A 12,914-nucleotide genomic window follows, 5' to 3' on the forward strand; every position below is an offset into this window, starting at 1 on the left:
AATCCGGCACCGGCCCCGACGGGCCGGCCGAACCGAGAAGAGCATGTCCGAATATCAGATGAACGATGCCGTCATTCAGTTGCCGGCGCACTTCAAAGACAAGACGATTCACCTGTTTACGGTCGATGAAACGGGTAGCGGTAGTAGCGGATTCACTTTCGTGGTTTCGCGCGCGCCGATGGAGCCGGACGACACGGTCGATACGTTCGTGACGCGGCTGGTCTCGGAGATGCGCAAGTCGCTGCCGCGTTTCGAATTGAAGCATCTGGAAAACCGGGAAATCGACGGCGAAACCGCCCGTGAAATCGATTATCGCTGGGTGTCGGAAGGTGCACCGCTGCATCAGCGCCAGACGGTCGTGATGTCGCCGAGGGCCGGGCGCGAACGCGTGGCGATCAGTTTCATCGGCACTTGTCCGAAGTCGTTTACCGACGACAAGAGCAAGGAATACAAGAACCTGCTCGCGAGTGTCGTGCTGGCCCGGCCCGATCGGGCGGCCTTCGTGCCGATCGCGCTCGGCCAGGACGAGGCCGGCATCGTGTTCGTGCTGCACGAGCCGAGCGCGACGCTGTACGTGCTCACGGGCATGGCCGAACTGTACCGGCACGACGTCACGGAAATGTTCGACGACACTGCATTCTTCGGCTCGGGTGGCGAACCGCTGGTGCTGCAGCCGGCCCCGGACGGGCAATCGGCGTGGCGCGCGAAGGACGGCCGTCAATTCGCGCTGTGGACGGTGGATTTGCGCGAGCACGCATCGCTGAGCGATCGACTTGGCGGTGTGACGGCGGTGAAGGGCATGACCGGCATGCAGAGCGTCGAGGCCGTGCGTGCTTATCTGACCGCGGTTGCGAACGCGGGCTGACGGGGAGCGGGCGTGGATACATTACTCGCGGCTGCGCGGTTGGGCGATCCGATCGCGCATACGGCATCCAAGGGATGGATGATCGCCGGGCTGATCGCGGGTGCAGTAATCGGCGCCGTCGCGGTGGTCGCGACGGGCGGTGCTGCGTTGACGGTCGTCGCTGCAATCGCGGCGGGCGCTGCTGCGGGCGGCGGTCTCGGCGAAGTGCTGGGCACGATGTCATGGGCGCCGCGGCATGTCACCGGAAGTCTCATAAAGGGTTCGCCCAACGTCTTCATCAACAGTCGCGCGGCGATGCGGGCCATCCTGAGCCTGGGCCTGTGCAGCGATCACGCGGGTCCGCCGCAGGTGGTCGCGCAGGGTTCGTCGACGGTCTTCATCAACAGCCAGCCGGCGAGCCGCAAGGAAGACCGGATGATGTGCGGCGCGTTGATCAACGACGGATCGCCGAACGTATTCATCGGCGGCCCGGCGGTCGGGGAGTTCAATCCTGAAATCCCGGCGTGGGTGAACTGGACGATGCTGGCGGTCGGCGTGGCGGCGACCGCCGTGCTCGCCGGGCCGGCGATCGCGATTCTGGGCGCGGCCGGCGGGTTCGTCGGCGGGGAAGTCGGTTCATGGGTCGGCGGCAAGGTGTTTGGAGAAGGGTCGGACGGGCAGAAGTGGTCGATGCTTGGCGGCAGCCTCCTGGGAGGGGCTGGCGCGGCAAAGGGGGCCGGGCTCGTTGGCGGTGCGAAGGGCGCCGGGTCCGTTGCGGGCGAAATCTCTGCCGGGGAAGCCGCCGCCGACGCGCTTGCCGGCACGCTGCCCAAGGCCGGCGCGACGAGTCCTTTCGATTACGTGGTCGATTCGATGCCGGCGGACCTCGTCAGCAATCCAAAGGGTGTCTACGGATACACGCCGGTGGAGGGATCCGAGTTTGCGGCGCCCAAGTGGCCGGTCGACTGGACGAATGCGGAGCAAGTTGCCAATGCCCGGAACGTGCGGCTCGAATACCATCAGGGCCTGGCCGACGAGAGTGCATGGGTATCCGACATGCGCGCCAGCGGCGCCAGCGAAGAAACGATTGGGCGGCAGATCGTCGACATGCGCAATCAAACCCGGATGTCGAAATACGCCGAGGACAAGCTGCCGATGTTGTATGAGCGCAATATGGCGAAATACGGAAACAAGTATGGCCCGACGTATGAAGCATTGCTTCAGAAATATGGTAGCCCGGAGGGGGTGATCGCCGCGGGGACACGCAGCAACCCTTCAATGGACATTCTTACTGGCATCGCGAAGGTTGGAAAATGATGAAGAACGTGCAACTCGGCGTGATCAACCGCCCGTCGAGCTTCGTTGAGCTGAATGTGGAGACAGGCGTGTTTTCCGCGCTGGTCGGAGACGGTTACGTGGCGCGGGGGAATTACATCTCTGTCGAGGGCCAGGACGTTGCTGTCTTCGCGGCGGATCGGCAGCTTTATCTTCAATGGAACAAAAAACGCTGGAACTTCGCGGATCTCGGACACAACGTCAAGTACGAACACGACTTCCACCGCGGGATGACGACTTTTTCCATTGATGGCGATGCGATTCAGTATCCCGCCTGGTGGGTTGGCGATGACACGTTCGATCCGAATCTGCCCGAGCTCGATGAAGACGAGGATCACTTCGCCTATATCGCGAGCCTGGCCAAAAACAAGGAATTGCAGCGATCCTTGATCGATGTCTGGAGCCGCTAGGCACGAGCCCGGCCCATTTTGTGTCGCCCTGGATTACAACCCGGACGATGCTCTGTCCGCGAAGATCGAGGAACGCGTGGCGCAGCTTCGCACGCGTCTGTAACCACGAAAGTACGCAGAACGACACGGGCGCCACGCACGATGCGCGGCGCATCGCCCCGTTACTGCAAATTCCCCCAGCGGTCGACGGCCGGTTCGGCCGACGCCCACTTCCAGTGCGTGCCTTGCTGGCACGCATTCGCGAAATACCAGTCGGCCTTGTCGCCGTCCTTCACCGAGAATGCGAATTCCTTGCACAGCGCGAGCGCTGTCGAGTACGCACGCGTGACGCGCACTTCGCCTTCGCCGTTTTCCAGCGGCAGCGTGTTCTTCACCTTCCACGGCTTCACTTCGCCGACGGCCAGGCTGCCTGCCGCCGTCGCGATCGCGTCCTGCTGATTCTGATGGAGCTGCTTCATCGTGCGGTTGACGGCCTCGTCGGTCGCGGCCTGCACGGCAATCCCGACGCCGACGCCGACCGCCGGATTCGCGGTGACGAGGCCCGTCGCCGCGCCGGCGAGCGCGCCGCTCGCCGCGCCGACCGATCCGCAGCCCGACAGCGCGACCGTCGCCGCGCACAGGACGCCGATCGCCGCGATACGGATCGCGACGCTCATTGCAGCGCGCCCCAGCGTTCGGTCGCGGGTTCGGCCGACGCCCATTTCCACACGGGGCCGTCGCGGCAGATCGTGGCGACGTAGAACGCCGATTCGGCGGCCTTGTCGGCTTTCGCCGGCGTGTCGACCGCGAACACGATTTCCTTGCAGTCGAGCGGGCCGATGCTGATCATCCGGCTGACCGTCACGCGGCCCTGCTCGTCGTCCTCGATCGGGAACGAATGGTGCGTCGACCACGGCGCGACGCCGCCGACTTCGAGCGGGCCGGCGGCCTTCGCGATCTGTTCCTGCGTGTAGCGGTGCGCAACGCGCTGCGTGTACTGGACACCAGCCCGTGCGCCGGCGACGGCGCCCAGGCCGATGCCCGTCGCGACGGCGGCGTTGTTGGTGACCTTGGAGGCGATCGCGGCGCCCGCGATACCGGCGCCGGCTGTCGCGCCTTCGCTGTACAACGAATTGCAGCCGGACAGCAGTGCGGCCGTGGCGATCGCGGCCAGCATGACGCGCGCCGGCGTGGCCCGGCGCGGCGATTCGAAACGAATGTTCATCCCTGAGTGCAAGTCCTGTCTGGGTGAGCGGCGACGCATGCACGCCTGATGCCGCGTCATTGTTTCGCAATTGTCATAGGAAAACTGCAAAGCTTTGACAAATCGCCGCGCGGCAGGCCGCGTGCGCGCGGGCGGCGTAATTGTCGGACAGATGCTCGACGAAGGGTCGAAACGTTACAAATTGAAGGTAATTGTTACCTTCGTGCACAACGAAGCGACCTAGACTGTTTTGCTATGGAATGTTTCTACGACGGCCTCGCGCCGCGCCGCATATGAGACACCCAGCCATGCGCCGTTCGAAACGGTTATCACCTCGGCCACCCGACGCGGCGGCCGGCCGTCCGGAAGACCGCCCGCGTCCGCGGACCGACGCGCCATCGGCGCCGCCTGCGGGCGCGCCCGACGACACGCCGTCCGACGGCGATCACAACCAGGGCGGCGCTCGCCCGGAAGGGCTCGACTATCAACGCGACCTCGGTCAGGAGCAGGACGCCTGATTGCGTCGTAGCCGCATTCCACCGCCGTATTTCATTGCAATTCTCGGAACTGAATCGCCGCGCGGCCGCCTTCGGGCCGCCGCGCCCGCTTTGGCGCGCGTCGCGCGCCAGCCAATCGAATCGAGGAGGGGAAGTCGCATGAGCAGATTGATCGTGGTATCGAATCGTGTCGCCGCCGGCGAGGACGCGCGCCCGAGCGCAGGCGGCCTCGCGGTCGGCGTGATGGACGCGCTGAAGGAAACCGGCGGCGTCTGGTTCGGCTGGAACGGCGAGATCGTCGGTACGCCCGACGTCGCACCCGCGATCCAGCGGGACGGCAACGTCACGTATGCGACGCTCGGGCTGACCCGGCGCGACTACGATCAGTACTACCGCGGCTTCTCGAACGCGACGCTGTGGCCGGTGTTTCACTACCGCGGCGATCTCGCGCGCTTCGACCGGCAGGAGTACGCGGGCTATCTGCGCGTGAACGCGATGCTCGCGAAGCAGCTTGCCGCGCTGCTGCGGCCCGACGACCTGATCTGGGTGCACGACTATCACCTGCTGCCGTTCGCGCATTGCCTGCGCAAGCTCGGCGTGAAGAACCCGATCGGCTTCTTCCTGCACATTCCGTTTCCGTCGCCCGACATGCTGCGCCTCGTGCCGCCGCACGAGGAACTCGTGAAGTTCATGTGCGCGTACGACATCGCGGGTTTCCAGACCGATGCCGACAAGCAGGCGTTTACCGACTACATCGAGCGGCGCGGCGTCGGCGCGGCGAGCGACGACGGGATGCTGCATGCGCACGGCCGCATCGTGAAGGTCGCCGCCTATCCGATCGGCGTGCATCCGGATGCGATCGCCGAGGCAGCCGTCCAGTACGGCTCGCGCAAGCCGGTGAAGATGCTGAGCGATGCGCTCGCCGGCCGCAAGCTCGTGATGAGCGTCGACCGGCTCGACTATTCGAAGGGGCTCGTCGAACGCTTCCAGTCGTTCGAGCGGATGCTCGCCAACGCGCCGGGCTGGCAGGGGCGCGTGTCGCTCGTGCAGATCGCGCCGCCGACGCGCTCCGACGTGCAGACCTACCAGCGCATTCGCGAAATGCTCGAGGGCGAGGCCGGCCGCATAAACGGCCGCTTCTCGCAGCTCGACTGGACGCCGATCCAGTACCTGAACCGCAAGTACGAGCGCAATCTGCTCATGGCGTTCTTCCGGATGTCGCAGGTCGGCTACGTGACACCGTTGCGCGACGGGATGAATCTCGTTGCCAAGGAGTACGTCGCATCGCAGGATCCGGCCGATCCGGGCGTGCTCGTGCTGTCGGAGTTCGCGGGCGCGGCGGCCGAGTTGACCGGTGCGCTGCTCGTCAATCCTTATGACCTGTCGCAGATGGCCGACGCGCTCGAGCGCGCGCTGTCGATGCCGCTCGCGGAGCGGCAGGCGCGTCACGAGGAGAACCTCGCGCGGCTGCGCGAGAACAACCTGTCGGTCTGGCGCGATACGTTCGTCGCCGACCTGCGCAGCGTCGCGGCGGCGGCGTCGGTCACGCAGCGCGCGGGCCGGCGAGTCGCGCATGTCTGAGCGCGTGGAGGAGGGCGGCGCGCAGGAGGTGTCCGCCCGCTTCTTCGTCGTCACGGGCGGCCCCGGCTCCGGCAAGAGCACATTGCTCGATGCGCTCGAGCGCAGTGGTTTCGCGCGCTCGCACGAGGCCGGGCGTGGTGTGATCCGCGACCAGATGGCGATCGACGGTCCGGCGCTGCCCTGGCGCGACCGGGCCGCGTTCGCCGAGCTGATGCTGAACTGGGAGATGCGTTCGTACCATCTTGCACGAGGCGCGCGCGGGCCTGTGTTCTTCGACCGCGGCGTGCCGGACGTGATCGGTTACCTGCGCCTGACGGGCCTCGCGGTACCCGCGCATGCAGAGGCCGCGGCGCGGCGCTTCCGTTATCACCGGCGCGTGTTCATTGCGCCGCCGTGGCGCGACATCTACATACAGGATACCGAGCGCCGGCAGGATTTCGCCGAGGCGGTGCGCACCTACGATGCAATGGTCGACTGCTATACGGCGTATGGGTATCGGCTGATCGAGCTGCCGTGCGTGAGCGTGAAGGCGCGCGTGCGCTTCGTGATGGACGTGCTCGACGCCGCGTGACCGGCGCTCGCCACGCGCGGCGGCGTCAGGTTGCCGCGTCGGGGCGCGGCGACGCGATGCGCAGCATGCTGACCACCGCGGCGAGCGCCGCGAACACCGTGGCGACATAGAGCGCGATCGTCGGCCCGCGGTCGGGCGCCAGCCCGAAAATCAGTGCGACGAGCGCGGCACCGAGCGTCTGGCCCGTCAGGCGTGCCGTGCTCAGCATCCCGCCCGCGCCGCCGCTGCGCTCGCGCGGCGCCGACGACAGCATCGCTCGATTGTTCGGCGACTGGAACAGCCCGAAACCCGCACCGCACAGCGCCATCCGCCACACGATGTCGACGGTGCCCGGATGCGCGCCGATCGTCGCGAGCGACAGTAGCCCGGCCGCGAACAGCGCAAGTCCGATTCCGCCGAGGATGCCGGCCGAGTAGCGATCCGACAGCACGCCGGCGAGCGGCGCGGCGAATACGATCACGAGCGGCCACGGCGTCATGTAGAGGCCGGTTTCGACTTGCGAGAAACCGAGCGAATGCTGCAGCCAGAACGGCAGCGCGACGAACGCGAGCATCTGCGACGTGAACGATGCAACGGACGTGCAGATCGACAGCGCGAACATCGGGATGCGCATCAGGTCGACCGGTAGCAGCGGCGCCGGCTGCGACAGCTGTCGCTTCACGAAGAAGTAGCCGACGGTGAACGCGATCGCCAGTTCGGCCGCGACGTACGCGTGGCTTTCGCCGTGGCCGAGCCCGTCGACGGCCATGATCAGCAGGCCGAACACGCACGCGTTCATCAGCGCACTCGGGAAGTCGTACGGCGCGTCGTGCAGCGGGTTGGCCGGCAGTGCACGGAGACTGCCGAACACGGCGGCGATGCCGATCGGCACGTTGACCGCGAACAGCCAGGGCCACGACGCGAACGACAGGATCGCCGATGCGACCGTCGGGCCGATCGCCGACGACAGCGCGACCACCATCGCATTGATCGACAGCCCGCGCCCGAGCATCGACGACGGGTAGATCATCCGCACGAGCGCCGCGTTCACGCTCATGATGCCTGCCGCACCGAACCCCTGTATCACGCGCATCACGGCGAGCATGGGCAGCGAGCCGGCGAGCGCGCAGCCGAGCGACGCCGCGGTGAAGAGCCCGAGCCCGGCGATGTAGATGCGGCGATAGCCGACGCGTTCGCCGAGCGACGCGAGCGGCAGCAGCGTGATCGTGACCGCGAGCTGGTACGCGTTGACGATCCAGATCGATGCGGCATCGGACGCGTGCAGGTCGCGCGCGATCGTCGGCAGCGCGACGTTCGCGATGGCGCCGTCGAGCACGGCGAGCGTGATGCCCAATGCGACGCAGACGATTGCCCAGTAGCGTTGCGGAAGCGGCAGGCCGGTATCGGCGTTCATGACGGGAGCGAAGGCGTGATTGGCCGCGTGCCCGGATGCCGGTTGCGTGCGCAACCATGCTCGCGGGTGGAGGCGGTGGTGAACGGCCCGGTCAGCCTGGCGGCGCCGGAGCGGGACCGGTCGAGTGTATCACCGGGCCGCGTCGAGCGACGCCGCCGCCGGCCGGCGGCCGGTGCGTGCACTCAGCCTTCGAAGTCGAGACCGCCGAGCCGCACGAGCGGGGCGGCCTGCGTGCGCGACGCGAGATCGATGTCGCGCGCGCCCTGCCATGCGCTCAGCTTCCTCGGCAGCGCGCTCAGGTAGTGCTCGAATCGCGCGGGCCCGTCGGGTGCCATCAGTCGTTCGATCTCGTCGGTGTCCCAGGTCAGTTCGAGGTTCAGCGGATGCACGAAGCCGCTCACGTGCTCGTGCGGCGCGCTGCGGATCTGCACGCGCGTCGGTTGCCCGTGCCCGCCGTACGGGACGACGTCGGTCAGCACGTGATCGGCGAAGTAGGCGGCGATCGCCTGCGCAATGCGCGGCGCGAATTCGGTATCGAAACGGCGGGCGGTTTCGGGCTGCATGAAGGCGTCTCCTGTGTGCCGAAAATCGTAGCACGGCCGCGCCGCGTTTCGGTGTGCGTGATACGCGTAATAGCGCGTTACCACTTGCTGCATCTATTACGGCCGCGCGCAGCCACAATGCATCGCATCCAGTACCACTTCGCGTGGGAGTCCATCATGAAAAGAATTGCCGCAGTATGTGTCCTCGCCGGTTCGCTCGCCGTGGCGGGCCCGGCGTCCGCGCATGGTCGCGACGGGGGCGCCGTGATCGGCGCGCTGATCGGCGGCGCGGTGCTCGGCGCGATCGTGACATCGGCGATGAATCCGCCCGTCGCATACCAGGCGCCCGTGTATCAGGCACCGGCCTATCAGCCGCCGACGTACTATCAGGCCCCGGCTTACCAGCAGCCGGCTTATCCGACCTATCAGCAGGCGCAGTACCAGGACGACGGCCAGGACTATTGCTACGACCGCTATCAGCGCCCGTACGTGTGCGGCGCGCCGGTGTCGGGCGGCTATGCGCGGCCGGCCGGCTGGTAAGTGGGCCGGTGATCGGGCTCGTCGCCGCGTGGCCGGTGCCGATTGAGTGAATCGCGGGTATGCAGGAAGACAAAAGGAAAGGCCCTCGCGTGATGCGAGGGCCTTTGTCGTTTCTCGGGCGTCGGGTTTTGGGCGCCAGACGGCGGCCGCGCGAGGCCGTGTGCGGATACAAACGGTTGCAATTGGATCCGCGGGATCAGTGACGATGGCCGCCGTCGCCGCGTCCGCCGCCGCCATCGTTCCAGTCGCCGCGACGTCCGCCGCCGCGTCCCCAGCCGCCATGGTCCCCACGATCGCGATCCCAGCGGCGGTAGTCGCGGTGTCCGCGATCCCAGTCGCGTCCGCCGCCACCACCCCAGATATTGACCGTGCCATAGACGGGGGATGCCCCGTAGGCCGGCCCGTACGCGTAGCCGGGATCGGAATAGTAGGTCTGTCCGTAGCCGTATCCGTATCCGGCGTCCGGACCGACGACGCACCCGGCCAGCAGCGTGGCGACGCCGGCGGCGGCAATGAGCTTCAGCATGATGTTCTCCGTTGGTTCCCCTATAAGTACCGCGCGCGCGGATTGCCGGCTGTTTGCAATTGTGTCGCCAAATTACAGCCTCGTAAGGTCGTGCGACGAAAGTGTTAGCATCGGGGCCTATTTTTGTTTATCAGGAGCACATCGATGAAATTCGCGATCCAGGCCGCCCTGGCCGCCGTTTGCGTGACGACCGCCGCCGCCTGCGCGGCGGGGCCCGCATCGGCGCCCGCCGTGCCGGCCGAATCGATCAAGATGTTCCCGCAGCCGGCGGCTGGCCAGCAGCGCGCGGTGATCGCGCTGCCCGCGCTCGAGAACGAAGGCGATGCGCGCGTCGAGCTGATGATCGGCAAGATGCTGCAGACCGACTGCAACCAGCAATGGTTCGGCGGCGAGTTGACCGCAGAGGACGTGAAGGGCTGGGGCTACACGTACTACCGGCTGACCGACGTGAAGGGGCCGGCATCGACGCTGATGGCCTGCCCGGGCCAGGCGCCGCAGCAGCGCTTCGTGCAAGTGCGCGGTGACGGCCAATTGCTGCGCTACAACAGCCGCCTGCCGCTCGTCGTGTACGTGCCGGACGGTTTCGACGTGCGCTACCGCGTGTGGCATGCGTCGAAGGACGTGCAGCACGCCGTCACGCAGTAACGCACCGACCGGCGCGGTCATGCGGGGCGCTTGCCGCTGCGCGGCCGCCCGGTCTTGCGGGCTTCTCTCCGGAGCCCGTCACTATCCGCCGCTCGCATCCGCGAGCGCCGGCCATGCGGCCAGCGCGGTTTGCGCGACCGCCTCCACATCGCGACGGCTCGCGCCGTGGCGCGTCTGAATCGCCATCCCCTGTTGGACCGTCACGGAGTAGCGCGCGATCGCATCGAAGTTCGCGTGCGCGGAGAGCTCGCCGGTTACCACGCCTTCGCCAAGCCGCGCGCGTAATGCGGCGACCGTCTGCTTGCGCATCGCGATCAGCGTTTGCCGTACCGCACCGCTAAATGCAGGGGCTTGCGCACGATCTCGGCGCGTACGGCATCACGGTCAATCTCGTGCATTAGGGGGCGACCGATACCGACATGAATCCGGCCGATGGTGAGCACACCGCCGCACAACGTTCGCGGATGGCGGTTCCGCAGTACGGCAAGGCCGAGGATGTGGCGGCGCTCGTCGCGCTCGTCGTCGGGCTGGAAGGGCAGGTCAATCAACGGGACGGAGTTGGCGACCGACGGCGGCGCGAATGTGTAAGGGGCGATGGCCGGTGCGACCCGATCGGACGGTGTGACGTTGACTACGGGCAGCCGAGCTGCCGATGCTCGACCTCCAGATCGGCTCGTTTGTCGTAAGCACGCAGCTCGTTGCGCGGCTTGCCGTCCGGGCCGATGCCGCGCACGACCTTGTGGCCGCGGTCCGGCGCATGTTTGACGGCATCGATGCCGGCGGCCAGTTCGCTGCAGCGAGCAACGGTCGACGCGCGTTCCGGGCGGCGTGTTGCCGCATCAGCGACGTTGGCGACGCCTGGGCTGACGTATCGCTGCTTCGGCGTCGCCGTGCCGGTCGTGCTTGCGATATCGGCGGCATTCGCCGTGCAGATCAGCGCCGACGACATGGCCAGGGCCGCGAGTGTTTGAGTCATGGTCGAGGTCCGGGTGCGGATGAAGGTTCGGGATTCTACGTAATCTACGGTACATGTCGATTGCGCCAGGTCCGGGTGCGATCGCATGTCGCATGTCGTCGTGATGACGCGGCGATGAATGGAAGAGGATAACGAAATATTTCACAGGTGAAATGCGGAATTCATTTACAAAGTGATCAAGCGTACTTACGATGACGCCAATTTGGGCTAGCGGAACTTCGTATGCGTACAGTCGATCGGGCGACGTTTGCCGCGCTCTGCCTTTGTCTTGCCGCATGTGGCGGCGGTGACGACAACGCTGCCGCAGGCGCGCAGACCGTTGCGGGCACATCGACATCGTCCGGCGCACCTGCCGGTGCTGCATCCGGCGCAGCGGCTTCATCGACGAGTTCCGGCAGCCCGGCGTCGACCGCCGGGGCGACCGGTACGGCGTCCGGTGCGACGCTTCTGCCTTCCAATGGCACCAAACCCGTTCTCGTCGCCGATGTGACGGTTTTCCCGGCCGCCGATGGCAGCGACCAGGCCGACGCGTTGCAGAAAGCCTTCGACAGCCTGCGTGCCGGCCAACGCCTGGTCATCGCACCGGGACGCTACGTCGTCGGGCATTCGCTTGCCGTGACGGTGCCCCAGGCGGTGATTTCCGGATACGGCGCGACGCTGGCCGCCACGAATCCGGCCGACCAGACGATCGTGATGAGCGGCGCCGGTTCGACGCTCGTCGGCGTGACGCTGGCCGGCACCGGCACGACGCGCCTCACGACGCCCGAGTCGACGAAAGTCGAGGTGACGGGCTCGGACGTTCAGGTGCTCGGCGTGACGATCCGGGGCGGCGCGAGCGCCGGAATCTTCGTGTTCGGCGGCAACGGTATCGCGATCGTGGGCAATACCGTTCAGGCGACGCTGGCCGACGGCATCCATACGACTTACGGTTCGACCAACGTGCTGGTGCAGAACAATACGGTGGCCGGCACCGGTGACGACCTGATCGCCGTGGTCAGCTATCTCGGCGAGGGCCGCCTGAGCAACAACGTGCTGATCGACCATAACGCGGTGTCGGGCAACGCGTGGGGGCGCGGCATCACCGTCGTTGGCGGGCAGGCGGTAACGATCTCGAACAATACGGTCGACGGCGTCGAGAAGGCGGCGGGAATTCTGGTCGCACAGGAGGACAGCTGGAAAACCTACGGGTCTTCGAACGTCGTCATCACGGGCAATACCGTGACCAACATCCAGACCGCGAACGTGAACAACGGGCTGCAGCCGACGCAGCAGGGCGCGATCGAGCTGGATACATGGTCGGGAACCGTGTCGGATGTCACCGTGGCGGACAACCGCGTGTCGGGCTCCGGCTATGCGGGTTTCCGGGCGTACGGGAACGTGTGTTCGTTCAGTGTGACGGGCAACACGTTCTCGTCGATTGCCGGCTTGCCGGTCTGGCTGTTGACGAATGGTTGCGCGGCGAACCAGATCGTCGTCGATGCGAATCGGCTCGGGGACGGCAGTCTGCTGGCGCTGCCGGCCGGGGCGTCGCCGACGGGGACGTTTACCGTGACGGGCGCGAATGCGAGTCTGATGCCGCAGGTCAGGACCGGATTGATGCAGTGACGGGGCGGTGAGGCTGCAAGGCGGGTGGGTGTTGTGTGGCAAAGCCCGAACGTAGGTGGTCGCGGCCGAACAGGGGACCAGGCGCGAACTTGCACGAATCAGTGCCCGGATGCAGCAAATGCGGGCGATGCGGGTTTCAGGTACGACTCGACCGCCCGAATGCGTTCTTGGTATGGATACATGGACTTTGAGCCTATCCAGTCTTTTGTGTGTGAGGCATAAACTGACGGCCAAGGAGCCACTTTTATGCCACGCAAACGCAAGGA

Annotated in this window: 15 protein-coding genes and 2 pseudogenes; 10 read left to right on the plus strand and 7 right to left on the minus strand. The window is 66.4% G+C overall.

The window, feature by feature from the left end:
• Positions 1–43 precede the first annotated feature (43 nt).
• Genes BTE28158_RS24155 through BTE28158_RS24165 form a run of 3 tightly spaced genes read left to right on the plus strand, consistent with a single transcriptional unit; the run spans position 44 to position 2,589 of the window.
• On the plus strand, positions 44–865 hold the full coding sequence (locus BTE28158_RS24155) for a DcrB-related protein (protein ID WP_151050291.1): 822 nt from the start codon (positions 44–46) through the stop codon (positions 863–865).
• A 12-nt stretch (positions 866–877) separates the two neighbouring features.
• A complete protein-coding gene (locus BTE28158_RS24160; RefSeq protein WP_203249546.1) occupies positions 878–2,161 on the plus strand; it encodes a PAAR domain-containing protein in 1,284 nt (427 codons plus the stop codon).
• Positions 2,158–2,589 carry a hypothetical protein gene (locus tag BTE28158_RS24165; protein ID WP_059605653.1) on the plus strand — a complete coding sequence of 144 codons (432 nt, stop codon included), beginning with the start codon at positions 2,158–2,160 and terminating at the stop codon, positions 2,587–2,589. The genes BTE28158_RS24160 and BTE28158_RS24165 overlap by 4 nt, the downstream gene beginning before the upstream one ends.
• A 161-nt stretch (positions 2,590–2,750) precedes the next feature.
• On the opposite strand, the gene BTE28158_RS24170 is transcribed toward BTE28158_RS24165, so the two are convergent.
• Both BTE28158_RS24170 and BTE28158_RS24175 read right to left on the minus strand, forming a co-directional pair.
• Entirely contained in the window at positions 2,751–3,245 is a 495-nt protein-coding gene (locus BTE28158_RS24170) for a hypothetical protein (RefSeq protein WP_151050293.1), read from the minus strand.
• Positions 3,242–3,832 (minus strand): hypothetical protein, encoded by a 591-nt coding sequence (locus BTE28158_RS24175; RefSeq protein ID WP_151050295.1) that lies wholly within the window; start codon positions 3,830–3,832, stop codon positions 3,242–3,244. The genes BTE28158_RS24170 and BTE28158_RS24175 overlap by 4 nt, the downstream gene beginning before the upstream one ends.
• Positions 3,833–4,080: 248 nt before the next feature.
• Between BTE28158_RS24175 and BTE28158_RS24180 the strand changes: the two genes are divergently transcribed.
• The 3 genes from BTE28158_RS24180 (at position 4,081) to BTE28158_RS24190 (ending at position 6,421) form a co-directional block, all read left to right on the plus strand.
• Positions 4,081–4,290, plus strand: a complete 210-nt coding sequence (locus BTE28158_RS24180; protein ID WP_124626724.1) for a hypothetical protein — start codon at positions 4,081–4,083, stop codon at positions 4,288–4,290.
• A 138-nt stretch (positions 4,291–4,428) separates the two neighbouring features.
• On the plus strand, positions 4,429–5,850 hold the full coding sequence (gene otsA, locus BTE28158_RS24185) for an alpha,alpha-trehalose-phosphate synthase (UDP-forming) (protein WP_151050296.1): 1,422 nt from the start codon (positions 4,429–4,431) through the stop codon (positions 5,848–5,850).
• Positions 5,843–6,421 (plus strand): AAA family ATPase, encoded by a 579-nt coding sequence (locus tag BTE28158_RS24190; protein WP_151050298.1) that lies wholly within the window; start codon positions 5,843–5,845, stop codon positions 6,419–6,421. The genes otsA and BTE28158_RS24190 overlap by 8 nt, the downstream gene beginning before the upstream one ends.
• A 25-nt stretch (positions 6,422–6,446) precedes the next feature.
• Here the strand turns inward: BTE28158_RS24190 and BTE28158_RS24195 are convergent, their stop codons facing one another.
• The gene (locus tag BTE28158_RS24195; RefSeq protein WP_059605669.1) at positions 6,447–7,814 is read right to left on the minus strand and encodes an MFS transporter; all 1,368 of its coding nucleotides are present in this window, start codon (positions 7,812–7,814) and stop codon (positions 6,447–6,449) included.
• 182 nt (positions 7,815–7,996) lie between these two features.
• On the minus strand, positions 7,997–8,377 hold the full coding sequence (locus BTE28158_RS24200; protein ID WP_059605672.1) for a DUF5594 family protein: 381 nt from the start codon (positions 8,375–8,377) through the stop codon (positions 7,997–7,999).
• 117 nt (positions 8,378–8,494) lie between these two features.
• Here BTE28158_RS24200 and BTE28158_RS24205 point away from each other — a divergent pair, with 117 nt between their 5' ends.
• Positions 8,495–8,896 carry a hypothetical protein gene (locus BTE28158_RS24205; RefSeq protein WP_124626732.1) on the plus strand — a complete coding sequence of 134 codons (402 nt, stop codon included), beginning with the start codon at positions 8,495–8,497 and terminating at the stop codon, positions 8,894–8,896.
• 196 nt (positions 8,897–9,092) lie between these two features.
• On the opposite strand, the gene BTE28158_RS24210 is transcribed toward BTE28158_RS24205, so the two are convergent.
• Entirely contained in the window at positions 9,093–9,422 is a 330-nt protein-coding gene (locus BTE28158_RS24210; RefSeq protein ID WP_124905493.1) for a hypothetical protein, read from the minus strand.
• 144 nt (positions 9,423–9,566) lie between these two features.
• Between BTE28158_RS24210 and eco the strand changes: the two genes are divergently transcribed.
• A complete protein-coding gene (gene eco / locus BTE28158_RS24215) occupies positions 9,567–10,067 on the plus strand; it encodes a serine protease inhibitor ecotin (RefSeq protein ID WP_151050300.1) in 501 nt (166 codons plus the stop codon).
• 81 nt (positions 10,068–10,148) lie between these two features.
• Here the strand turns inward: eco and BTE28158_RS24220 are convergent.
• Positions 10,149–10,406 (minus strand): annotated as a pseudogene (locus BTE28158_RS24220) (TetR/AcrR family transcriptional regulator); the annotation flags it as partial.
• Positions 10,407–10,411: 5 nt separating this feature from the next.
• On the opposite strand from BTE28158_RS24220, the pseudogene BTE28158_RS32990 reads away from it, so the two are divergent.
• Positions 10,412–10,655, plus strand: a pseudogene (locus BTE28158_RS32990) (SDR family oxidoreductase); the annotation flags it as partial.
• 43 nt (positions 10,656–10,698) lie between these two features.
• Here the strand turns inward: BTE28158_RS32990 and BTE28158_RS24230 are convergent.
• Positions 10,699–11,130 (minus strand): hypothetical protein, encoded by a 432-nt coding sequence (locus BTE28158_RS24230; RefSeq protein ID WP_239007385.1) that lies wholly within the window; start codon positions 11,128–11,130, stop codon positions 10,699–10,701.
• Positions 11,131–11,529: 399 nt separating this feature from the next.
• Between BTE28158_RS24230 and BTE28158_RS24235 the strand changes: the two genes are divergently transcribed.
• A complete protein-coding gene (locus BTE28158_RS24235) occupies positions 11,530–12,648 on the plus strand; it encodes a right-handed parallel beta-helix repeat-containing protein (protein ID WP_151050302.1) in 1,119 nt (372 codons plus the stop codon).
• Positions 12,649–12,914 lie beyond the last annotated feature (266 nt).

Source organism: Burkholderia diffusa, assembly GCF_902499115.1.
Classification (GTDB): Bacteria; Pseudomonadota; Gammaproteobacteria; order Burkholderiales; family Burkholderiaceae; genus Burkholderia; species Burkholderia diffusa.